Annotated in this window: 19 protein-coding genes; all 19 read right to left on the bottom strand. The window is 51.6% G+C overall.

Features of this window, described 5'->3' with window-relative positions; translation table 11 throughout:
- Positions 1-29: 29 nt before the first annotated feature.
- The 19 genes from FPZ49_RS35855 to FPZ49_RS36915 all read right to left on the bottom strand — a co-directional run bounded on the left by FPZ49_RS35855 (position 30) and on the right by FPZ49_RS36915 (position 24,565).
- Positions 30-188, bottom strand: coding sequence for a hypothetical protein (locus FPZ49_RS35855; protein WP_186445933.1), 159 nt, complete (start codon positions 186-188; stop codon positions 30-32).
- A gap of 706 nt (positions 189-894) precedes the next feature.
- Positions 895-1,020: a hypothetical protein gene (locus tag FPZ49_RS36920; protein WP_261381503.1), complete on the bottom strand. Its 126-nt coding sequence runs from the start codon at positions 1,018-1,020 to the stop codon at positions 895-897.
- A 1,027-nt stretch (positions 1,021-2,047) separates the two neighbouring features.
- Positions 2,048-3,844: a sensor histidine kinase gene (locus tag FPZ49_RS20000; RefSeq protein ID WP_144850218.1), complete on the bottom strand. Its 1,797-nt coding sequence runs from the start codon at positions 3,842-3,844 to the stop codon at positions 2,048-2,050.
- Between the two features lie 190 nt (positions 3,845-4,034).
- Positions 4,035-5,042, bottom strand: coding sequence for a Gfo/Idh/MocA family protein (locus FPZ49_RS19995; RefSeq protein WP_144850216.1), 1,008 nt, complete (start codon positions 5,040-5,042; stop codon positions 4,035-4,037).
- Positions 5,043-5,054: 12 nt separating this feature from the next.
- Positions 5,055-6,044: a Gfo/Idh/MocA family protein gene (locus tag FPZ49_RS19990; RefSeq protein ID WP_144850214.1), complete on the bottom strand. Its 990-nt coding sequence runs from the start codon at positions 6,042-6,044 to the stop codon at positions 5,055-5,057.
- 127 nt (positions 6,045-6,171) lie between these two features.
- Positions 6,172-7,659 (bottom strand): ABC transporter substrate-binding protein, encoded by a 1,488-nt coding sequence (locus tag FPZ49_RS19985; RefSeq protein WP_144850212.1) that lies wholly within the window; start codon positions 7,657-7,659, stop codon positions 6,172-6,174.
- Between the two features lie 34 nt (positions 7,660-7,693).
- Positions 7,694-8,515, bottom strand: a complete 822-nt coding sequence (locus tag FPZ49_RS19980) for a carbohydrate ABC transporter permease (protein WP_144850210.1) — start codon at positions 8,513-8,515, stop codon at positions 7,694-7,696.
- Positions 8,516-8,526: 11 nt separating this feature from the next.
- On the bottom strand, positions 8,527-9,468 hold the full coding sequence (locus FPZ49_RS19975) for a carbohydrate ABC transporter permease (RefSeq protein ID WP_186445932.1): 942 nt from the start codon (positions 9,466-9,468) through the stop codon (positions 8,527-8,529).
- A gap of 249 nt (positions 9,469-9,717) precedes the next feature.
- On the bottom strand, positions 9,718-10,620 hold the full coding sequence (locus FPZ49_RS19970) for an AraC family transcriptional regulator (protein WP_144850206.1): 903 nt from the start codon (positions 10,618-10,620) through the stop codon (positions 9,718-9,720).
- Positions 10,621-10,695: 75 nt separating this feature from the next.
- Positions 10,696-12,126 carry a sulfatase family protein gene (locus FPZ49_RS19965; protein WP_144850204.1) on the bottom strand — a complete coding sequence of 477 codons (1,431 nt, stop codon included), beginning with the start codon at positions 12,124-12,126 and terminating at the stop codon, positions 10,696-10,698.
- Positions 12,127-12,167: 41 nt separating this feature from the next.
- Positions 12,168-12,974 (bottom strand): sugar phosphate isomerase/epimerase family protein, encoded by an 807-nt coding sequence (locus FPZ49_RS19960; RefSeq protein WP_144850203.1) that lies wholly within the window; start codon positions 12,972-12,974, stop codon positions 12,168-12,170.
- Positions 12,975-13,087: 113 nt separating this feature from the next.
- Complete coding sequence (locus FPZ49_RS19955) at positions 13,088-14,497, bottom strand: sulfatase-like hydrolase/transferase (RefSeq protein WP_144850201.1); 1,410 nt, start codon at positions 14,495-14,497, stop codon at positions 13,088-13,090.
- 4 nt (positions 14,498-14,501) lie between these two features.
- Positions 14,502-15,389, bottom strand: coding sequence for a carbohydrate ABC transporter permease (locus FPZ49_RS19950; RefSeq protein ID WP_144850198.1), 888 nt, complete (start codon positions 15,387-15,389; stop codon positions 14,502-14,504).
- Positions 15,386-16,231, bottom strand: coding sequence for a carbohydrate ABC transporter permease (locus FPZ49_RS19945; RefSeq protein ID WP_391563843.1), 846 nt, complete (start codon positions 16,229-16,231; stop codon positions 15,386-15,388). The genes FPZ49_RS19950 and FPZ49_RS19945 overlap by 4 nt, the downstream gene beginning before the upstream one ends.
- A 100-nt stretch (positions 16,232-16,331) precedes the next feature.
- Positions 16,332-17,675: an ABC transporter substrate-binding protein gene (locus tag FPZ49_RS19940; RefSeq protein WP_144850194.1), complete on the bottom strand. Its 1,344-nt coding sequence runs from the start codon at positions 17,673-17,675 to the stop codon at positions 16,332-16,334.
- Positions 17,676-17,874: 199 nt separating this feature from the next.
- Positions 17,875-19,419, bottom strand: coding sequence for a response regulator transcription factor (locus tag FPZ49_RS19935; protein WP_144850192.1), 1,545 nt, complete (start codon positions 19,417-19,419; stop codon positions 17,875-17,877).
- Positions 19,420-19,612: 193 nt separating this feature from the next.
- Positions 19,613-20,326, bottom strand: a complete 714-nt coding sequence (locus FPZ49_RS19930; RefSeq protein ID WP_144850190.1) for an esterase-like activity of phytase family protein — start codon at positions 20,324-20,326, stop codon at positions 19,613-19,615.
- Positions 20,327-20,333: 7 nt separating this feature from the next.
- Entirely contained in the window at positions 20,334-23,015 is a 2,682-nt protein-coding gene (locus tag FPZ49_RS19925; RefSeq protein WP_144850188.1) for a UxaA family hydrolase, read from the bottom strand.
- 128 nt (positions 23,016-23,143) lie between these two features.
- A complete protein-coding gene (locus FPZ49_RS36915; RefSeq protein ID WP_261381502.1) occupies positions 23,144-24,565 on the bottom strand; it encodes a LamG-like jellyroll fold domain-containing protein in 1,422 nt (473 codons plus the stop codon).
- Positions 24,566-24,586 lie beyond the last annotated feature (21 nt).

Genomic DNA, 24,586 nt, shown 5'->3' with positions numbered 1-24,586 from the left:
CTAAATCAATGTTTCAAGGAACTATCGCTTTAAACCTTACGGCTCGCATTTACCGCGTACGCGGAAGGCTGCGTGTTAGGCCGGGCAAACGATTCTTTCGTGATGGTCCTCCCAGTCTGCCGGAGCAAGCTAAGGCGCACAGCATGTGCATCGTACTGCGAAGGTGACGGATGAATCAGCAGGGGCATCACCTCCCCCTTTCTTGCTTTTCCTGCGCCTATTAAGTGCGCCATATATATCAACGTCCATCGTGCTGGCATATGCGGTATGTGACAATCCCCCGCACAACCTCTTCCCTCCCATTGGGGGAACACAAAAAAGCAACTCAGCTATTCACTGACTTGCTTCCTATCTTCCCTATTCAATTGGGAAATTCAGTAGATGCCTTTTCAGAACACAATAAAAGCCCTCGAATGGAAGGAATCACCTAACGGGCATACATATCCCGTTCAATCATTCTACCCACAGGGCTTCTCACTCCTAGTAACGTGGCAACAAAGGCCTTAAAGTAAACTTTTATCTCACCCGGGTAAGCGGGGGATTCACATTTTTATCGCAGCATTTAAGCTGGCTCTCATCTCTGCCCAATCCATAACGGCAAAGAAAAATTAATCCAATCGTAATTAGCCCTGGCCGCATGACTCACGGCTTACATGTCTCCTTAAGCCGCTTGGCAGGAGCATAAAAGAAAATAAAAGTAATGATTCTATATTACCCTATTTTTCCTATCTTGACAAGGTATCCTCAATGCTTTGCCCTCGTTTACTAGTTTCAAGAGTTATGGACACCAGTAATGCCCAGACGGGTTTGCCCTTTACAAGACCATGCAAATGAAATACTCTGGATGGGAACCGTTCATAATTCGATCGTATGCGCGGCAGCCGTAGAGCCTGTTTAACGCTTATGGTCGACGGGTTGGTTGCTGTCCCATCCAAGTTTTGCTGCAGTGATCAGTCCCCAAAGCACAATAAGAAGCCCTGACAAGATTGCCGCTTGATGCGCTGATTTGAGGTTGAACATCGACCTTATTCCTCCATGCCGTAGGCTTCACGCATTCGCGCTGAGCGCGAACATGATTCCGTAACCGGCGAAAGGTCGCATACCACGTAATAGGGAGTTCCGAAAATCCGACCATAATGCGGCTGAATTCGATAAAATACTGATAACGAATCACATTCTGTTTGACAAGCCCATCCCTGGGAGTCCTTGTCTCAGTTTCCTTCATATGCTCTGCCTGATCAAAATACGCTGTCTGGCACTCGTCGAATACCGTCATGCGAGATTATGTTACTGGAGCGTGATGAAGCTTGGAAGAACTCTTATTTCATTTTCCTCAGACAGCCCTGATCGTTATTGACTTGCAAAAATGGCTTGGTAACCATTACACACCTTATTCTTGATCCGAAATAAAATAACGCCAGGACTCCGTTAGAGAATAGCGGCTGCCTAGCGTTTCTTTTATGGTTTTACTGTCAGCGCCATATGACAGTCCTTACATTTACCTACAGAGTACTCGTGACTTCCAGTTCTTCTAAAAGCGGTTTTAAATATGTATGTCGATTTTTCGTTAGGATGTAGAACTCTGCACAAATGGCAGTAAAAATGGGTAGAGTTTCTCATAGCTTCCTCTCATTGGTAAAAATTATAATGCTGCTAACGAATTACGGTTATCATTTCGTCATTTTGCCCGGAGCTGTAGCCGGTTTGAATGCTCTCATGCCAGTTTTCTCAACCATTTCATTTCTTAATCCCCTTCCCTATGTTACTTGTTCGCCTTCTAATTCTTTTATCATAGAAAAAGCGACAGCATCTGCAGAGGTGGCAATCCTTTGAAATGAGGTTGAAATTTGGATGACAACATCTTGTCATCGAAAAGAGCCTGCCAAGTATTCTCCCGGCAAGCTCTTAAATATAATCAGTTCGCGGTATCAGCCGTGAGCGGTACCGCGCAAATTGCACTTAGCGTGGATTCGTTGCCGTTTGTACCAAGTGCCTTAATCCCTAGTGGTAATTCGTTCAGGCACTTTGTACCAGTAAAGACAATGCTTTATTGCTGGCCAGACTCGTTGCGATAAGGAATGGCCATCACTACACACATCCCTCCTTCTACCGGACACGTAAGCCTCACCCCATAGCTCGGGGAGCTGCCATAAAAAAGCCGAATACGTTGCTGGATATTGAGCAGTCCGATTCCTTCACTAGGCATAGAGGTCTGCTGCAGCGGGGCCATGGTTCCCAGCCTTGTATTGAGCTGCTCCAGCGCTTGCTCCTCCATGCCAATTCCATTATCCGTTACCGTAACGACAAGCAAATCTCCGGCTTGAGTCGCTTGGATGTGGACTCTTCCCCCTGACCTCATCCGTTTTAGGCCATGATTGACCGCGTTTTCAACTAATGGCTGAATGGTTAGCTTCAGAAGTAAAGCTTGCAACAGCTCCTCTGGAATATCACAGTGAAGCTGGATCCGGCCTCCAAAGCGGTGCTGCTGGATTTTGAAATAGTTTAGGATATGCTCAATCTCTTCACGAAGGGTAACCGGTTGATGCAGATTTTTCATGCTGTATTGAAACAGGGAAGCCAGCGACTCCGAGATTTCTGCGACCTCCTCGAGCCCCCGCAAGCGGCTGATGGATTTCATGACGTTCAACGTATTATACAAAAAATGAGGATTGATTTGAGCATGCAGCGCTGACAGCTGGGCATTGGTTTCGGCGAGCTTGGATTCGTACACCTCATGAATAAGCCGGGAAATACTATCCAGCATTAAATTGTACATCCGGCTAAGCCTGCCAATCTCATTATTGGCCGTATAGCTCATTCGCTGATGGAAATTACCGCGCTCTACACTGGACATTTTACGCATCATATTTTGCAATGGCAGTGTAATTTGATGGGACAGCGTATAGGAAACGACGGCAATCAGCAGCATCGTAACAAGACCGACCAAGATGACGATCGTCCGAATTCGGTTTTGCTTCTCAAGGATGGTGGCTTTAGGCATAAGGATAATGGTTTTCCACCCGGTATAGTCGGATGCCTTGTAGGTGTACAAGTAGGGTGCCCCCTTCCAGATCAGCTCCCCTTCTGCTCCGTTCTTCAGCGCACTGCTATCGAAGGATCCACTAGCAGTAGCTTCCCCTACTCCACTGCTGCCGTTTTCATAAATAACGGTGCCGTCCCTATCCACAATCAGCAGCCGCATCGTTTGCTCAATAACGTTAGCTTGGGTGCTGGCAAGCACTAATGAATTGAAGGCGTTTACATCAATATGGATGTTCACGTATCCGATCACTTGCTGGGTCGGAATTCGATTAATATTTCGAATGAAGGCAACGATCCGCTCCTGCGCTCCATCTCTGGAATTCAAAATGGAAGGAATCAAAATGAACTTCTGATTGAGCAGCGTCTCCTTAAATTGGGATAGCTCCTGAACCGAAAACGTCGCCAACGTATCCGAATCGAGCCGCTTGGTATAATCATAAACAAAACCGTCCGGTGTGTAGATGGAAATGCCTTGCACATAAGGCTTGGGATAAGAAAAATCGAATAAAAACGGATTTAATCGATAGCCAATAACTTCTTTTTCCACTTCACTAGTCGCTCTTATATAATTCAGCAGATTGGTTTGGACCGGCGGTGAAATCGACACGGCTAATGACAGCTCCTCAATGTTCCGGATGTAGATATCCACGGTCTCCGAAAATTGCTTGGAGATGATTCCGGACAGCGCCAGGCTCTGATTCTGAATATCGTTCGTATATTTCCAATAAAAGATACCGCATGTAATACCGACAATGAATAAGGAGACCATGGAAAATGAGAGGAACATTTTTGTTTTGAGCATTGGATCCCATCCCTTATGCAGGCTTATCCCAGCTTAATTCCATCATAGCTCCCCGCTGGATCCGCCGCATTGCCGATTTCGCCATCCCCTTGGTCGATTCGGACCTGAAATGACTATAATGCAAAAAAACTGCCCCTAGGGTCTATAGATAGACCCTTTGGGACAGCCCGGATCCGCCAATAGCGGACAACTAACCATGTATCGAAGGAACTTCGATGACGACTCCGCCATTTTGGTGCGAACGGATGGCAGCCTCGATCACCTCTTGCGCAGCCAGAGCGTCCGCACCTGAGGCGTCGATCTGGTCAGGGGATACATTAGCCTTGATTTGAGAAATTAACCGTTCGATCCGATGCTTAAACGTATCGTCAAAGCCCTGCATGCCGCGGAAAATCGGGTTGCGAAACACCATTGTTTCATCGCGGTCGTGCGGATAGAACGTCAAGCTTTCATACACGTTGTCGATCACGAAGCGGCCCTGATGACCAGCGACCTCGCAATATTCGATCGGATGGCGCATCGAAGCGTCGTAGCTGCCGGTCAGGTGCCCGACGGCACCGGAAGCGAACTCCACATTGACCGAGGCGGTAGACCAGGCCGTTCGGCCGGGTGCTTTGGTCATGAACGCCTGCACCCGCCGAATGTCTCCGGCGAAGTAGCGCATGACATCGATGGAATGCGGATGCAGCGCCCGCATATGGAACCATTCGGTCGCATCCGATGGATTGCCGATGGTCAGCTTCATGTTGACGAACAGCGTGCTGCCTAGATTGCCGGCTTCAACTAGAGCCTTGGCTTTATGTGCCGCTGGAGTGAATCGGTGGTTCAGGTTACAGGCAAGCCTAACCCCGATCTCACGGGCATGGCGCACCATCTCCCGGGCCTCTTCGATGCTGTTGGAGAGCGGCTTCTCCACCAGCACGTCCTTTCCGACAGAGATGGCGGCCATAGCCGGTGCGAAGTGGTGGCTGCCCTTCTCTACACCGGCCGTGGCGACGACCACGAGGTCGATCTCCCTCTCCTCCAGCATCCGATGCATATCAGTGTAGGCCGGGACGCCATGCTCTGCTCCCGCCGCATTGGACCGTTCCTCCAGCAAGTCGCAAACTGCGACCAGCTCGGTATCGGGATTTTGGGCATAAAATTTGCAATGGATCTTCCCTATGTTATTGACTCCGATTACGGCGACTTTAATCATCGCGAATCTCCCTTACAGTTCAATGATTTGACCGGTTTCGAATGACTTGATCGCTGCTTCGATGATTTTCTGCACCTTCAGCGCATCCCGGCCGGAAGCGCTGATTTCATTGTAGGCCGCTCCTGCTGCCAGCTGATCTACCCATGCGTCGATGCGGCTTTTGAACGTTTCGTTGAATGCGCGCATCCCCCCAAGGTAGCTGTACGATTCCGTTTCAATGCTATGACGCGGGTAGAAGCTAAGCTGCTCGCAGGCGTCCTCAAGCACGAAACGACCTTGGGAGCCGACCACCTCGCAGCGCTCTAGACCATAGCTTTTCCCTGCATCGTAGCTGCCGACGAGATTACCGATGGCTCCGTTCTCGAATTCCAGCAGGATCTGCGTATTGGACCAGATGCTTCTTCCCTCTCCCTTCATCATGAAGGCGGCCACGCGCTTCACATCGCCGACAAAGTACCGGATCACATCGAAGGAATGCGGATGCAGAGCACGCAGATGGAACCAAGGTGACGATTCCGCCGGGTTGTTGATCCACATGCGGAAATTGATCATATGGAGCTTGCCGAGACGTCCGCTGTCGACCCATTCCTTGGCTCGAACCGCTGCCGGTGTAAATCGATGGTTCAAGTTGACCGCATAGGGGATCTTCCTCGATTCAGCCAGCGCCACCATCTTCTCGCCTTCGTCAATGCGGTTCGAGATCGGCTTCTCCCCAAGCACGGGAATGCCGGCCTCGAGCAGCTCCATCGTCGGGGCAAAGTGCTCGCCGCCGTTCTCCTCGCCTTTCGTCGCGACGCTGACCGCGTCCAACTGGATCCCGCTGTCAAGCATTTCGCGTACGCTGTAAAAGGCGCGTGCACCGAATTTCTCGGCGGCCGCATCCGCTTTTGCCTTGATGATATCGCAGACCGCGACCAGCTCAACCTTCGGATTCTGTTTATAGACCCCCGCATGAATGCTGCCGATATTGCCTACGCCTACCACGCCCACCTTCAATGTCATAGAAAAATTCCTCCCATAAATGAATTTGAATTTGCTTCATCCTACTGCCTAGATTTATCTTAACGATTGTCCGCCCGGGCTTCATGGCTGATTAAGCCAATTTGGGTGCCGATTGGGACAGCGTACATTATTTAATCCCGTAATTGTTCTCGGCGCTCCATTTGTTCTCGTCCTTCTTCTGCTTCACTCCGTCGACCATGACTCTTTTCAGATCGGTGAGATACTTATCCACCTGCAAGGAGCCCTCCAAATACAGCTGACCCAGCTTCTGGTTGTTTTCAGTCACGTTCTTGTCGACCTCACCGCCGTAAATATTCAGCTTCATCGGATCGCCGGTGAACAGGAAGCCCTTGAGCTTATCAGGAAGATCTGCCGTGGACGTCGCTGGATTTCGGTAGAGCTTGTCGGCGTGCATGCCCTGGATTTTGGGTGAAGTAAGGAAGGCCATAAAATCGACGGCTGCATCCAGCTTTTCCGGCTTGATCGTTTTGGGGATCGCCATATTGCCCGCCGGAACGCCGCCAATTTCCATCAGCTTACCGACAGCGTCCGGATGATTCTCCTTGGTCAAATAAGGCAGCGGAAATGCCGCGACCTCGAACTTGCGCGCAGAGGACTCGTAAACCACCTTGCTCTGCCCGGAGGTTCTCATGATCATAGCCACGTCACCACGGAGGAACATGTCGGTCGACGTATCAAAATCGATACCGTTAAAGCCCTTGGCCCAATATTGACTCCAGTTTTTGATGATCGGGAAGACGTCCTTATACGGGGACTTCGTAATATCCACCAGGCCTTGATCGACGGCGCGAGCATATTCGTTCACTTCAATGAAGCCGCTTTTGTTCACATCCATCTGATCATACTGATTGGCGATCAATTCCTCGGTCAGAATCCGGGTCGTCCAGCTGTAGTTATAGTCTCCGGGCTTCGTATTGGGAAAGCCGAACGGCGTGATGCCCGCTTTTTTCAGCTTTTCCTGCGCATCGAGAAATTCATTCCAGGTTTTGGGGATGTTCTGAATCCCAGCCTTCGCAAACAGATCCTTGTTATATAAAATCCGCACGGAATCGACGTTCGTCGGAACGCTCGCATAGCTTTTCCCGTCACCGATCAGCCTCGTCAGCATTGATTTTGGGAATACCTCTTCCCACGACTTGTTGTCGAGATACGGATTTTTCTTGCTGTAATATGGCGTGAGGTCAACCAGAAGCCCCTTTTTCAAATCCTCCTGATCCCAAATATACCGCGTAGTAAAAATATCCGGTGCATTGCCGCCGATCAGCTGAGTCGTCACCCAGGTCCGATGCTGCTCCACGCCGCCGAAATTTTGCAGCTGCAGGTTAATTTTAACGTTCGGGTTTTTCTCCCCGTACAGCTTAACGGTGTCTTCCCACACCTTCGCTTCGGTTTGATCCCCATTAGCCTCGGTCATGATCATGACATTCAGCTCGGTTTTAGCTGCAGCTCCGGTTGAACCCGTCCCCCCAGAGGAGCTCCCCGTGCCGGCGCTACTGTCAGAACCGCTGCTGCTGCATCCGGCTCCAAGCATGGCGATCCCTGCGATTACTGCCGTCAGACGAAGAATCTTCGATTTCGATTGAAGCGTTCTCATTTGGTAACCACCCTTTTCGATAAAATGTTGTCTCTCAGCCTTTCACCGCACCGGCCGTAATGCCGCTGATGAACGATTTCGTTGCAAAAGCGAACAAGATGAGCATAGGCAGCGCAGCGATGACGTAGCCCGCAAATTGCATGCCTTGTGCCTGATCGAGCGGCCCCTTAATGTTGCTTAAGGCCAGGATGATCGGTCTAACCTTGTCCCCAGACGTTACGACTAAGGGCCAAATATAGTTGTTCCAGCCCGTCAGCGCATTGATGATCGCCACGGTGGCAATCACCGGTTGGGATAAGGGAAGAACCAGCTGCCCAAAAATACGCAGGTCGCCTGCACCCTCCACCTCGGCGGCTTCCAGCAGACTGACGGAGATGCCTTCGAAAAACGTCCGCATCAGCATGGTGGCTAGTGCAGAGGCTCCGGCCATCGGGCCGAAAATCTGCGCCCAATACGTGTTCAAAAGGCCCAGCTGTTTAAACAAAATGAATTGCGGGATTAAAAGCAGAAAGGCCGGTACCATCATCAGAACCAAAATGAGCGAATAAAGCAGTCCCTTCCCGACAAACTGGAATCTCGCAAAGGCATACCCGGCTAGTGTCGAGTTGACCAGCACACAGGCAATGATCCCTACGGTGATGAGAATCGAGTTTCCAATAAAGCGCCAGGTTTGCTTGAAGGCGCCGACATAGTTTTCGAAATGAAGTGGCAGCACGGGCGTCCAGAAATGGTAAATGATTTGGTCCTGGTGCTTCAGCGAGGTGATGATGAGCATGTAAAAGGGCAGCAGTGTTAACACCAGCAGCACGCCGAGAAATACTTGGTTACTAACTGCCCCGTACGAAAATTTCCGCATCCTGCCGCCTCCTATTCGGTCTTCTCCGCCGGTCTAATCAGTTTGTTGGCTGCCAGCGTGAACAGGACCAAGATGACGAAAATGACCACTCCGATAGCCGAGGCATACCCTAACTCGTTATATTCGAATCCTTTTTTATACAAGTACAGCGCGGGAGTCAGGGTGGAAAAGCCGGGACCGCCATTGGTCAGCACCAGAATATTCTCAAAGCTTTGGTACTGATGTATAAAGGCAAGAATAACGACAAGTCGAACTTGGTTCTTAATCAGAGGAAGCTCGATATGCCGAAAGCGCTGCCAACCGGTCATACCATCCAGCCTTCCAACCTCGAACAGCTCCTGCGGAATGGTGACAAGTCCGGCCAGATAGATGAGAAAATAAATGCCGCCGATCCAAGGAAAATTGACAAAAATGACGGACCACAGCGCGGTTGCGCTTTCCCCTAGCCACGCGTGCGTCCACGATTCCAGCCCGACCGCCCTCAGAAAGGTGTTTAACACACCGGTCCCCATATATATCCAACGCCACAGCAAAAAAATAATGATATAAGGCACGACCAGCGGTACGAGAAACAAGACGCGATACCATTGCTGCGCTTTTTTATGGGCGTGAAACACTCCAATGGCGGCAAACAAAGGCAAAGTAAGCTCGATCACAATAAAGCTTGCGGTCAAGATCGTTACATTCTTTAACGACGCATAGAAAGTGGGGTCGCTCAGCAGCTTAGTAAAATTGTCGAAGCCGATGAACTTGTTGATATTGGCTCCGTTCCATTGGTAGAACGATTTCAGTATCGCTGTAACGAAGGGGTAATATTTAAACAGCCCCATCGACACAAAGATCGGCACCAAAAAGGCGTAGGCGATCAGGTGCTTTTTCAGCTTTTTTTGCCTACTTAGGGTTGAAACCGCGGCGGAAGCGTTTACAACGGTACTAGTATGAATATCAGCCAATCTCTCCTCTCCCTTCCAAAAAACACGGTACTCTACCTTCATCTTAACGGCGGTCATCGCGGATTTCATGGTTGATTGCGCCATTCGTGTTGCTTAAACGGACATATTGTAATGTTATTTTAGCTACTCCCATGTCCCCCCATTTACTCCCAGGCACACCCATGGCGACAGCAAAAGGCCAGGGGACCAGCCCCCGGCCTCATTCACGCACCGTCAGCGGTCATCCCAACAGGATGACGAGCTTTCAGCTCAATATTTGACCATATAGCCTATGCTCTCCCGGTATTTACCTGGCGAGCAGCCCACCATGCGGGCGAACAACCGGCTAAAGAAGGCCGGATCCTCGTAGCCCACAGCGGTCGCGACGGAGATCACCTTGTCGTCGGTAGTAACCAGGAGCTGCTTAGCCCGCTCGACCCGAATCTGGTGAAGCAGATCAAGCACCGAGAAGCCGGTATGCTGTTTGATCATGCGATTTAACTGGCGCACACTAATATTGAACGTGTCCGCCAGCTGGGATAATGGGATCTTTTGATCGTAGTTCCGTTCCAAATAACCCTTGATGCGTAGCACCTTGACCTGACTATCTCCAACTCTGCGGGACGCCTCCGGCTGCTGCAAAAAAGAATAATGGCGGGATAACAGGATCAGCAGCTCGACCATTTTGACCCTGATTAAGGTGGAATAGCCAGGCATCCGCGCATTCAATTCCAGCAGCATGCTCTCGAACAAAGCGAGTGCCGATGCTGCCTGGGAACCCTGAAGATTCAATCGGCGGTTGAAGCGCTCGTTTTCATTCAGGAAGGGATGGACATAGAAGTAATCCATGGACTGGGAAATTTCCAGCTCACGCAGCAGCGTATCGCGGATCAAGGAAGGCTGGAACAAGCAATTGATAATCTCGATTTGCTGTCCCTGCTCGAACCGGTAGGTGTGCACCTCTCCGGGATTAATGATAAAGACGTCCCCGGCTCGAATTTCATACTCGTTCCCCTCGAACTGATGCCATCCCTCTCCATTCACTACGTACACCAACTCCACAAAATCATGCCCGTGCATCTCCGGTGTATTGCTCACCCCGTGACGGATTCTGTGAATGAAAAAGGGGAATTCATTGTGCATGAAATTGCGGCTGTTTAATTGGCGTTTCATGAATGGTCACTTCCTTGGTAGGATTGTCACTATCCATATCCATTATAACCATATTCTTCTATATCATGGAAGCGTTTACTTCGTAACTTCTTTGGTGGCAGCCGCTGCTGCTGCTTTTTCGGCGGCCTGTTTAGCCTGGAGACTGCGGGCACTCGTAACCCCGCCAATATATAGCGTGTCATAAGCTTGCTGAGACGAGCTAAATGGCCCCCCGCCCTTGCCGTGCCAGTTCAAATTCGTATACATCGGGTTCGTTCTCTGTGTGGTTTCCTCTCGCCCATGGATATGCTCCTCCATCCGCCTAGTGAGAAGCTCCACGATTTCCGGCTCTTGCTCCGCCACATTGACATTTTCTTCTGGGTCCTTAACCAGATTGTACAGCTCTACTTCCGGTTTAAAATGAAAATCCGGCTCCAGCGCGCGGATCAGCTTCCACTCTGACGTTCGCCAACCATGCTTGCGCATCCAGGTGCATTCGGTGATGTACATTTCGCTGATCCGATCCAGCTTCCCTCCCGCCATGAGCGGCTGCAGGCTGCGGCCATCCAGCTGCTGTCCGGCATCAATCCCCAGGAGCTCCAGCATCGTAGGCATGATGTCGCTAATGAGCGTGACATCCGACACTCGCTTGCCCGCAGCCACCTTGCCCGGAAGCTTGATAATTAACGGCACAGTCAGCGTGCAGTCGTACAGTCCATGATGATCGAAATAGCAGTCATGTTCATACAAGGTTTCCCCGTGATCCGAAGTGACGATGATCAACGTATCCTCTTCGAGACCAAGTGCCGCCACCTCGTTGAGGATCGCTTGGATCGAAGCGTCCATATAGGCAATGGCTCCATCATAGAGCGCCGTGACGTATTCTTGGTCGGTCACATCTTTCGGAATCCATGATTTGAGGAAGTCGCCGAACGGTTTAAAGTTGAAAACCGGCTCCATGGAGGTGTTCTCAGGATTTTTCTCGTCCCCGCCGTAGAACAGCCTCCGGTAAGGCCGTGGTGGCAAGTATGGGGAGTGCGGATCCATGTGGCGAAGGAAAAGGAAGAACGGCTTTTCCTCGCCCGCGAGTCGCTGCAGCTCCGGAATCGCCACGTCATTTAAATTTTCCGCCTTCGGACACTCTGCCCGATCGTCCGGTACCCAGGCTTCATATTCAAGGTAGTTTTGAAAGCCTCGAGAGGACGGATTTCCTGTAAAACCAACGCAGGTCGTATTGTATCCGTTTTCTTCCAAGAGCTCAGCCAATGTTTTGACATGGCCGCCAAGCGACCCTTGATGGCGCAGCGCGACGACGTCGGTCCCGAAGCAGTCCATTCCGGTCAGCATGGAGGCATACGCCGGGGTGGTGGGAATGCTCGGACTGAAATGCTTTTCGAATAATACCCCTTGCTCCGCCAGCTTATCCAGATGTGGAGTCGTCAAACGATGATAACCATAAGAGCTCATATGATCCCGGCGCAGACTGTCGATACCGAAAAGAATGACGTTGGGTTGTTTACTAGCCATGGCGTTCCACTCCTTCTCCTAGATTTAAAAAATCAGGTTGATTATCTGCCGCCCAATTGCTTGAGGCATGCGTTGAGATAGCCGTACGTATCAGCAGCTACGATCGAGATTTGAGCGAGCGAATTCTCCGGCTTGGCTCCGATGACCTCCAGCACGACCGGTCCGTTATAGTCTCCGTCTACCATCGCTTTGCAGTATCCGTACAGATTAATATCTCCGCGTCCGCAAGCCTGCAGCTCAATCGGACCCGGTCCTTGCTGGCGGCCTTTGCAATCGCGTATGTGCACGTGCTTCACTCGGGACAGAACTGCAGGTAGTGCTTCCTCTGGATTTTCGTTGGCACGGTAAATATGGCTCGGATCCATGTCGATCCCAAATGCCGGGGATGAGATCGCCGCCATCGCGCGCAGCGTAGTCGGAGTATTGTCGATCGCGTTGCCGACATGCGCCTTCACGCAGAGGGTTACGCCATACGAAGCAGCTTTGTCGGACATACGCTGCAGCATGTCAATGGAACGCTCCAGATCCTCTTCTACGCCTGTTTTGCCGCCGGGACCGATATTGATGATCGGAATGCCGATTTCTGCTCCAGCTTCAAAGGCGCGAAGGAGTCTCTCCTCACTTTTCACCGAGCCGAATTCCATGGAGAGAAACTCCAGGTTATTTTCCTGAACGATCGCTTTCAGCTGCTGCACCTGCGATTTCCACTCATTCAGAGCCAAATGCTCACACATGCCCTCGATTGCGGAGATTTCCACTCCGTCATAGCCGCACAACGCAATATGCTTGGCAGCCGTAGCAAAATCAAACTCCTTGAACAATACCGAGTTGACACCCAACTTGATCATATGTATCCCTCATTTCACCGTTTTTTTCTTGCTTGGTCCTAATTGTATGCAATCTTCAAACGGGCCGCATTGCCGATTCTGACAACCGACTGTTCGATTCGGACATAAAAAGTTCAAAGCTTCCTTCCCTCCAGAAGCTGCCGCTGCATCCATTGGTTTGCGACAATCGGATCTTCATCCTGCTTCAGAATCTCATATAGCCGTCTCCGCAAGCCCGCGATCAGCTCTCGATGACCTTGCACACCGATTTGATTGTTCAGTTCATGCGGGTCGTTCCGCAGATCATACAGCTCATCGACATCCGTCAAATTCCAGACGTATTTCCATTCCCGGGTCCGGATCATCCGCTGCGTAAACAGCCCGAATTGCTGTCCGTTATACGTGCAGACGATCTCTTCACGCGATATATAGCCTCCTGCTTGCTCTTTGCTCCCCGTCTTCCATAACGGGACCAGTGATTGACCGTGAAAGCGGCAATCCTCCGGGTTGGCGAGTCCGCAGGCCTGCAGAAGCGTAGGCGGCAAATCGAGCAAATTATAAACCAGCTCCTCTGTCTGGGAGCCGGCGCGAATGACTCCGGGCCAACGCATCACCATCGGGACCCGAATAACGTCCTCGTACATAACATAATGCTTATCCATCATCCGGTGCCCGCCGCACAGATCGCCATGGTCGGATGTAAACACGACCAGTGTGTTCTCCCGCAGTCCGAGATCGTCCAATTGCTTCAGCAATCGGCCGATCGCATCGTCAAGCTGGCTGATGACCGCGAAATACCTGGCTACGATAGGAGCCCACTCCTCCCAGCCGTAGTCTTCAATCCCCCAGCTGTGAAGCTGCTGGGCCTGAATGTACGGCTTGCCCGCGAAGGTTTCCGCGAAGCTGCCCCACGGGGCTATCTGCCTCGCATCATAAAGCTTGGCGAATTCCGCGGTCGGTCGGCAGGGCAGATGGGGCTCGTCGAAGTTCACACGCAGCTGCCACGGACCGCCGGATGCCGCCAGCCTCTGCAGCAGCTTCCCTGCCTCGGAGGAGGTTCTATGGCTAAGCGTGTCCTCGAGCGGCAGCGGGTCCACCTCCCCCAGATAGCCGCCCGTATACTCAACGTCCGGATACTGTGCCCGCAGCGCTTCCGCATAAAGCTTCCGGCTGTCGACAAACTCGTCATAGCCATAATGGGTGGGGTCCAGCGTCGGATGAACGTCCCACTTGCCCACATAGCCGCTGCGGTATCCATGCTCCTGAAGCGTACGGGCCCACGAGTAGGCGCTCGGCGCAAGTGTACTCACCTTCCAGGCGATGCCGGCATTCCACAGCCCTCCGAACGTCTCCGCTCTTCGCCCGCAAACAAGCGATTGCCGAGCGGGTCCACAGACTGGGATAGGACTGAAAGCCGTTGCAAAGCTCATCCCTTCCGCTGCCAGTCGATCGATATTCGGGGTGGCCACCGGAGACATGCCGGCAAAGCCGACACAGTCGTAGCGCAGCTGGTCAGCCATAATTAGAAGAATGTTGGGTGTCATCACGCTATCCTTTCACCGCACCAGCGGTCATCCCAGCCACGATCTGCTTGTTAAAAAACAAAAACAGAACCAAAGGTGGAATGGAAATCAGTACGACATCGGCGAAAAGCAGGTTCCATTGGGTTAAATACATGCTCATAAAGTTATAAAGCGTCAGCTGCACGGTAGCGTTGTCCGACCCGGGCAAAAAATAGAGCGGATTGACGAAATCGTTAAACACGCTGACCGCTTGAATAATCACAATAGTGGACGTGACCGGCTTCAGCAGAGGAAAAATAATTTGGGTGAACAGCTTGAAGCCCCCGCAGCCGTCGATAAACGCGCTCTCGTCAATGTCCTTGGGCACAGTGGCCGTGAACGCTTTGTACAAAATGGCACAGAACGGAAAGTGCAGGGCAATTTCCACCATCGTAAGCCCGGTCATCGTTTTAAACAGCCCGATCGTATTCAGCACCCAAATGGTGGGCACAACCGCAGGTGGAATCATCAGTCCGGCAAGCACCAGAAAATTCAGTACGGAGGCGGCCCTTCCCCGCTCCCTGCGCTGGAGAATAAAGCCGGCGAGCGAGCTAACGAAAACCATGCCGACTAAAGAAAAGATCGTCAGCAGCGTACTGTTGTAGAACGCGCGAATCAGCATGCCGTCCGCCGTGAGCAGCACGGTTTTATAATTGTCCAGAATGTTCAAGGTTTCCGGCCAGAGCATGTTCATTTCGGCTGCCTTCATGCTCGTCTTGAACGAATTGACGATCACGAAGTAAAAAGGTACCCAGAACACAATCGTGGACAGGATGAACAAAATCAGACTGACCAAGGCTTTGCTCGTAACGACCTGCCAGCGCGTGCCCGCCTTAGCTGAAGCCACATGGGATTCCCGAGCCAGGCTGTTCATAGATCCACCTCTCTTCGGCTGAGGAACATATACAGCGGGAATGCGAGCAGGGAAATGCCGATAAACAAGATCACATTGCCTGCGGTCGCTAAACCGTAGAAGCCGGCTTGGTACTGCTTATAAATAATCGAAGCGATGAGGTCGGTAGAGAAGCCCGGCCCTCCCCGCGTAGTGGCCCAAATCAAATCAAACGTTCTCAGACCGCCGATAAAAGCCAGAATAATCACCGAGTTCATAGCCGGTCTGCTCAGCGGTAAAGTAATGTGCCAAAAGCTGCGGAAGGAGCTCCCCCCGTCGATGCGCAGCGCTTCATAGTAATGCTGGGGAATCGACATAATACCAGCAATATAAATCACGGTGGCGATGCCGACGCCCTTCCAAACATCGATGAGCGCGACGGACAGCAAGGCGATCTTGGTGTTTCCGAGCCAGTCCGGCCCTTGAATGCCAAAGGAGGCCAGTGCTGTATTGATCACCCCTTGAGTCGGATGCATCATCGTACTAAAGGCGATCCCCACGGCAATGGTACTGAGCAGCGTCGGGAAAAAGACCATGGAGCGGAAATAATCCTTGAACCAAATGCGCGAGGTGAGCAGCGTGGCGAGCAAGAGAGCGAGAACCACCTTCAAGCCGCAGGTCACGACCGCGAATATAATCGTATTCCGAAACCCGATTCGCAAAGACGACTCCTCGAAAAACATGGTGTAATTTTCAAAGCCAATAAATTGCCACTTGGTCAAGGTCCATCGGGTCAAGCTGAAAAATAATGACATAATCGTCGGCAGCAAATAAAAGACGAAATAAATAATGCCCGCCGGCAGCAAGAACAAGTAGGAGTACATTTTCCTTTGCGCCAAGCTCACGTGCTTCACTCCTTTAGGACAACCGGTCCTGCAGCATCGACATGTGCAGGACCGATCCGGATTCTATTTCAGCGCGTCGTTACCAGCCCTTCAGATTTAACTGTTGAGCCTGCTTCTTGACATCCTTGTCGTAATCGGACGCACCGTCGGCCGCCGATTTCTGCCCCGTTCCGACCTCGATCAGAATGCTCTCCAGGTTCGGACCTTTGACCGGTGATACGAACTCCAGTGCCGGAGCCGTTTTACCCGAATCAAAGAACGGCTGCATTTCCTTGATCGCATCGTAAGCGTCGTCCGGCACATTAATGCCTTTGATGACATAAGGGCCGTTCGCCTTACTTTTGCTCATATAAACCTTCATGCCCTCAGGAGAAATGAGATACTCCAGCCATTTTTTCGCGGCATCGACGTTTTTACTCTTCTTATTGATATACAGCCCGCTCGGCATCCATACCGTAAACCCGTTAATGCTGGCGTTGTCGCTCGGCACCGGGAATACCCCGATGTCCTTGATCTTATCCGGGAAGTTCTGGGCCAGCGCATCCACCGCATGGGTCAGCATCGGATAATGCACCCCGGTGCCTTCGGCCAGCAGCTTCAGTCCACCATCATAGGTGGTAGCCAGAAAATCCTTGTTCATATAGCCCTTCTGGAACGTTTCGGCTGTCATCTCAAAGCCGCGAAGCGCCGTAGGCGTGTTGGCAAATTTAGCTTTATTACCGGTATAGTCCGTCACAAAGTTCGGGTTTTGCTGTACCACGTTATATTCATTGGCCAGCACGTACAACTGGGACGTCCATGTGGTTTTGTATGAGCCGATGACGGCGATTTTGCCTGCGGCCTTGATCTTTTCATTATTGGCGATATATTCCGCCCAGGTTTTGGGGATCGTTAGTCCGAGGTCCTTGTACACCTTCTTGTTGTACATGATCCCGCCTACGTTGGAGGAGCCGCCAGGAACGCCGTACACCTTTCCATTCGCCGTAACCACGGATTTGAAGGAATCCATGACCTTATCCATGAAGGGCTCTTTGGTCAGATCCACAAAGTTTTCCTCGGGATTAAGCGCCTGAAACAAAGAGCCCGAGTTGTAGAAGAGGATGTCCGACATTTCGCCGGTAGCCAGACGCGTTTTCACGAGATTATCGCCTTCCGTGCCATCCGGCTTAATATCAAACTTAATCTTGATATTCAACTTCTTCTCGGCCTCCGCTGCGACCGCCTGTAGTGCCGGATACGCCGTACCGGTTGTCCCTGTCAGCAGTGTAAGCGTTTTCGGTTCTACCGCTTTCGCATCGGTCTGAGCCGCAGCTGGCTTATCTGCAGGTGCCGGCTTGGATGCCGGTTGGGTGCTGCACGCTACGAGTGCTGAGGTCATCAGAGTCGCGAAGGAAACTAGGGCTACTCTCCTAGCATGGTTCATGCATGAATCCTCCCTTTTTGAATTAACGGTTCTCGTCCAAACGGCGTTGCCCCAGGCCTGGGATGGCTGCCGAGAAGCTCCGTCTCTCTCCTACTTTCGCTTGCTGCGTAGTTCAGAGCTTTAAACTAATTGTAAAAATAAGCACAATAATCGAAAACCCGTAAATTGTACTAAAACAGGGGGGCGATTTTTCCTTCCTTCATTTACGTTTGCTTCCCGCTCCGTTCAACCTTTTAGCATAAGCCATCGGCGACTCTCCGACGGACTTCTTGAACAGCAGGCTAAAGTGCTTGGCGTCCTCATAGCCCACTAAGCGGCTGATCTCCTGCAAGCGATCCACTCCATGACTTAGCAGCTCCTTGGCCTTGCGAATCCGGTAATCGACGATATATTCAGAAAAGGTTAATCCGGTATGGCTTTTAAATAGACGGGAGAGGTACCCTAAGCTTACGTGATGCTCCGCGGCAAATTGCTGGAGGGATATATTGGTTTGATAGTGATGATGAATGATGCCCAGAAGGACAAAAATCAGCCCCTTTGGGGTATGATGAGCTGTCTCTGCATCACAATATAAACTGCAGATTTTATCTTTAAGGAGCACGAACAACTGGCGGTAATCCGACACGGTGTGAATCAGCGCGGGATCCTCTTGAAGCTCGTGGATGTTAATGCTGCCCAGCTTGGCTTCGAGCAGATTGAATTTGAGGGAAAACAGCAGATCGCATGCGAACAATCCCAGCTGCCTCTTCGTGATGGAAAGGCTGCGAACAGCTCCTACGAGATCCAGGAGGCTTGCTTCACCTTTAGCCAAATCGCCTTTTTTATAATAGGATTCCATCACCCGAACTCGGTCCCACAGCACCGTTAAATCGACATCGGAGCTGCTGTCAGGCCGAAGGTACGACGACCTTCCGAACAGCCGGTGATCCTCTACTGTTCGCCTTAGCTTGATGAACGTATCGTGAAACGATGCTCCGACCGGCTTCATCGCATAACTGACATGCACGTGACAAGAAAGCGCGTGATGCAGATGCTGATACAAACCAAGCGCCACTGTATCCGGCTGACCCTCCGTTCTCCGTGCAGAGCCTGGCAAGAGGACAACCGAATGCGCTGCATCAAGCGCGATGACTTGAATGTCTTTCTCCGAAATTTGAGGCGACGTGCTATGGATCATCCGCTTCAGCTCATCTGGGTGAAGCTCAGGTAATTTTCGGCCTTTAACTGAAGTATCGGGCTCAAAATTTATCAAAATCATTCCATAGGCGGGTCTAGCATAAGCATGCAGCATCGGGTCCGCGCTCAATTCCGGTGCGGTCAGCAGTCGGGCCAAATTTCCGAGAAGCAGCTCCTGCTTCTGTCTGTTGTTCTGCTCGATTTGCTCTATGGCCTGGTTAACGGCTTTGTACAGCGTTTCCTTCTTTACCGGCTTCACCAGAAAATCAATGACTCCGAATTTCATCCCTTGTCGCGCATACTCGAACTGATCATGGACACTGATAATGATTTTTTTGATCGAAGGATCCAGTCGGTTCAGCTGCTCGACCAGCTCCAGCCCGTCAATCCCCGGCATGTTGATGTCTGTTAGCACCAGCTGAGGCACCACGCTGTCTAAGGCTTGCAGAACATCCTCCCCGTTATCGAAAGCAAAGACCCGATGCTCCGGCTCGTACACCTTCATCACTTCGGCCAATTCCGCCAAAGCCCAATGTTCATCTTCCACGATCACAATGTTCATCGGCATTCATCAGCTCCTTTTCAGGCTGTCTCTGACTTCATGATAGCGCTTCATGCGCTAATTATCATGGTCGATTGCGCCAATAAATCGGTCGATTGGGACATTAGAGTCTATTTGCAAATAACAAAAAGGAGCAGTTTCCGCTAGGGAAAACCGCTCCTTCTTCTTTATCTATCACCGGCTCTTCAGCAGGCCGATCCTACTTGATCGTGTATGGAAGCTTGAACGTCCACATCTCTGTTCCGTTCTCGGAGGACGTGCTGCCAAGGCCGAAGTCGTTATCATTGACAATGGCAATGGTGTCGCCGTTAACAAGTGACAAGCCTTCGATCTTCTCAAAAGGGAATTTGAACGCAACAGCATCGACCACTGTACGCTTCGATGGAGGCATAATGCCAGCATCCTTCAATTCCTTGGTGCTCATTTGCTCCAGTGTTTTGCCTGCAGCCTTGTTATCGTCATATTTGCCCAGAATGTTAGTCGCATCGGACAGGTCAATCGCGAAAATACGCTTTAATTGAGCCTGGTCGCCTGCATTTTTATCGCGCTCGTCGATCAGCAATGTATTCTCGCTGACAGCAACCAGATTGGAGATGACGACATCCGCTTGCTTCACGTCTTTGAATTGTTTTGCATCTTCTGTGACATATGCATATTCAGCTACCGGCTCGAGTGTAGTCAGATCAAGCTTGATGATCCGCAGCTGTCGGGAGCTGTCGACATCCTTGTTCGGATTGCGCAGCGCGCTCTGCATAGCCATGAACATGTACTTGCCGTCCGGCGTGATGCCTACAGCTTCAGCACCGCGGTTGGAGCGGAGCTTATTGTATACCGCAGGAAAATTGTAAATAATGGGAGCGGCACTAAAAAAAAGAGCAGCCAGGATTTTACCCCTAACCGCTCTTACATTCATATATAAACTACAACGAAACACCCAAAAAGCCGCGCGTTAATTGGAAATCAACGTTCCCCTGCTGGTAGAGACGCGGCGTATACGTCTGCTCCACAATTTGCTTGCTGCGCTCGAGAATTTGGTTCGTCCATGCCTGTGGATCGCCTGTGAGGAGCAAATCTAGATCATTGGCATAGTTCTGCTGCATGGTCGAGTCTGATGCCATTTGCAGGATCGGTACAAACGGATGCGTCTGCATCGGCCGATGACCGACCAGCGCAATAATCAACTCAACGCCTGTGGCCGCCAGGCCTGTAATCGTCTCCACCCAATGCTCGGTTGGTGTCTCCATGATGTGGAAGCCGCTGCGCTGGACATGCTCACCATACGCGACAGACGGCTGGACCTGCGATACGGGAAGCAGCTGCTGGCTGTACGCCGGCGTGGAAAGCAGTCCGCTATTCTCTGGAACAACGACCATACCGCCCGCGCCGACGATCATTTGGGTCAGCTTCGCCAGCTGCTCACCGGCTGTGTCGGAAAGGGGACCATCGCTTACCATACCAATGCGCAGCCCTTCCAGTCCTACGGTTTCCTTACCGGCTGCGGTTGCTTTCAACCGATCGTCAAACCAAGCTTCTACCTTCTGAGTCACCTTCGTTATTCCGCCGTCCAACTGAATGCTGGCAAAGCCAAGCCGGCTCGCGTCGACCCCCATCTCACCCATCTCATGGCGCATGAAGTCGTTGTGTGTTTTCTCACAGCCATGCTCCAAAAGCAGACAGTGCTTCACCAACGGATGGGTCACATAACCGATCATCGTTCGAGCATAGAGCTGCTCCGACTGGCCCCCCGAGTTCCCACAGCCTTCCGTATGCGCCAAGGCCACAAAGCGAGATAGATCCGGCTGCCCAGTCCCCTGCTTGTTCAAGCGCTGTGTAATCATATTGGCTACCTGTCCAGCGCAGAGGCTCGTCGGTAAGATCAAGCCGATGCTGCCGCCCTCCGGCCGGTTGAATTGGATCGAGCTAGCCACCGCCTCTGTATCCTCCAAAATTTCAATCGGCTCTCCCGTCGGCTCCGTGGCATGCAGCAATCGGTCGAGCTGGCTGGCATCCTTTTGCTGCCAGTTACGCCAGATCTGCACCTGGGCATGGCCCGCCTTCTCGCCCACACTCTTCTGTCCGGAAGCGATCTGGATGGTCAGGTCGAAGACCTCTTTCCCCAGCTCATCCATCGATTTGCCTTCCAAATATTGTCCTGCGTTAACATCCATGTCATTGGACAACAGCTGGAAGCGGCGCGTCGTTGTAACCACCTTGACCGTCGGCACATAAGGGAAGTTAGTAATCGAGCCGTTACCCGTCGTAAAGAAAATCAGATTACACCCTGCAGCGACCTGGCCAGCGATGCTCTCGAGGTCATTGCCGGGACTGTCCATGAAATAATATCCGCCATCCTTCATGAGCTCCCCGTACTCTGTGGCAAAATCGATGCGAGTGATCGGATCTTTCTTTTGGGCCGCACCGATGGACTTCAGGTAAATATTATACAGCCCCCGATACTTGTTCCCGCCCGACGGATTACCTTCCGCGCTCGCTCCATGCCAAGACGTACGCTCCTTGAAGCGATCCACAAGCTCGAGGAATTTACGCGCCGTTTCTACGTTGCGCACCCTCGACAGTACATAAGGCTCTGCGCCAATGAGCTCATCGGTTTCAGCCAAGCTGGCCGCGCCCCCGTAGCGCACCAATTCTTCGGAAATCCAGCCCAGCAGCGGGTTCGCAGAGATGCCGGAAAAAGCGTCCGAGCCGCCGCACTGCAGGCCGATTTTCAGGTGCTTGATCGATTCAGGCGTCCGCTGCATCGCATTAACGGCGGGCAGCCACTCACGTACGATCTCTTCACCTATGGCCAGATTCGCTTCAAAGCCGCCTTGGAGCGTTACAAACTTGTGCAGCACTTCATCGATCGGGTAGCTGTGCTCGCGGCAATAGGCCTCCACCATCTTATTGGTAACCGGCTCAATTCCATAATCCACCATCAGCACTGCGCCTACATTCGGGTTCACAGAAAATCCGGCCAGTGTTCGGAGCAGCAAATCCAGATTGTTGGGATTTTCTGTTCCCCCCTCGGTATGCGCCGCAGGGACAATGCCATCAATATTAGGGAAGTTCTTCAGTTCGCTCTGCAATCGAGCGGCAAGCTGCTTCACATAGCTGCCTGTGCGAGAGGTGGTGCCAAGCAGAACCACATAGTTACGGGTCCCTACGCCACGATCAGCACTACGGCGATACCCCAGGAACGTGCGTTCCTCTGTGTAAGCAGGCGATGCTGGAGCAGGCTGAAAATGGGCTTCATCGAGAATATACGGATGAACTTGATCTGCGAAATTCGGCTTCGCTGGCAATGCAAATTTGAGCTGCCTCACGCTAAGCGCTTCCAATACGGCCTCATTGATTACATAATGACCGGGTGGAATCGCTTCCAAAGCTACGCCAAAAGGCAATTCCCAAGAAAGCAGCTCTTCACCCGGTGCAATCGGCTTCACCGCGAACCGGTGGCCTTCCATTACCGTATAGTCCATGATCAAGGTTTGGCCTTCGTAATGAATCTCTGTACCGGCATCCAGCTGGCGGGTGGCAACGGCGCAATTATCGCCAGGCAAGGGAAGTCTTGCAATTTCGTCAAATGTGTAAGCTTCGCTCATCGATTTCGGGCTCCTTTTTGTCAATTTCACTGGTTTGAATATAACTTCGATAGCTGGGGCACAAATCCTTTTTTGATAAAAAAACAGGACTAAAATTAGCCCTGTCTATAAAATCTAGAAGTTTATTCCTATTTAGAAGAATCATGATCGACCAAGACTGTCGCAGTTGCAGTAGACTGATTGCCGGCTGCATCCGTTACCGTATAAGTGATGGTGTAAACGCGTCCATTCCCAGTCCCCGATCGTTCGGCACGAAGCGCAAAATCGGTATCGGCGGTGCCGAGATCTGCGTCTTGAATGTCGCTCACCGTATTCCCATCCCCTGAGCCCACATCCGGCTCATTGCTTGTAATCGATTGGAGGCTGATCGTAAGCGGCCCTGGATTGTTATCTTGAGCGGTTAGGGTCGCATGGATCGGTACCATTTTATGATTAGGCGGATTTAGCACGGTGTGATCAAGTGTAATCTTTAAAGTCGGCGCAGTGCGATCAATGTTGCTCACAACCGCCGTAGCTGACCCCTCATTCCCCGATGCATCTACAAAATTAAATGTATAGCTGCCGTTTTGCGTGAAGGTGTAGCTTTTGGAGCCGCCGTTATTCGTAATCGTGACATTCTCGCTAGGAGTGATGGTGGCAATGACATCTTGGTTGGTCGGCGCTGTTGTGCTGTAAGCCACGGTCGCGGTAGGAGGAACCACATCCGTCATGTTGTTATAGTGGGCCATCAGCTGATCTGGGGTCAATTCATAATCATACACAGCAACTTTGCCGACAGCGCCCTGGAAAAAGGAGGAAAAATCGCGTGTTCCTACCCGCATCGGTGCTGTTCCGTTACCTGGGATGATATTGTAGTCGGACAATCGATCTTGGTCGCGAAGCACGCCATTCTTGTACAGCTTGGTGTAGCCGGTAGTGTACGCGGAGCTCTTATTCACGGTGTTGATGACCAGCGTATAATGGATCCACTGGCCCGCCGTTACCGCATCTTGGAAGTAGGAGCCGGCACCCAGGCCGCCGCTGAGATTGAAGGAGTAGCCGCTGATCCGGTTAGGACGATTTTCCGTGTTCTTGTAACTGTACATTCGAGCCACCCAAGAGTGCTGTCCTGCGGTCCCTTTTCCCATCCAATGCACGTAGCCGCTGCTCTCGGATTTCTGGAACTGAAGCGTATCCGGGCGCATCCACGCCTCGACGGTCAAGATGCCGGTCCGCGTCACTTCCAAATAATCGTTGTCCGCAACGGTGAAATATTGATCCACGCCGTTAAACGCGGTCGCCGCATCGCCATTCGGCAGTGTAGTCCCCACCGGACTGCCTGTAAAGGTACCGTCCATGTGGTGCCCGGTCTGATCTGTAGTAACCCCCGGCGAGATCGGCCAGTAGCCTACGGGGTTGTCCGCTAGGACGGCGCTATCGTACGTCGTAGCCGCGAATGCTTTGCTTGTCATACCCATGCCGCCCGGCGTGATCAGCATGGCTGACAGTGCCAGAGTCGCTGCCCATTTTACAACATGACCTTTCCTCCTATTATTCGAAACTAAGCTCATCCTTTTCGTGCCTCCTTCGCA

Origin of the sequence: Paenibacillus cremeus (genome assembly GCF_007786445.1) — a bacterium.
GTDB classification, from domain to species: Bacteria; Bacillota; Bacilli; order Paenibacillales; family NBRC-103111; genus Paenibacillus_G; species Paenibacillus_G cremeus.
The sequence above is the reverse complement of the archived record's forward strand: the minus strand, read 5'-3'. Positions and strand labels throughout refer to the sequence as shown.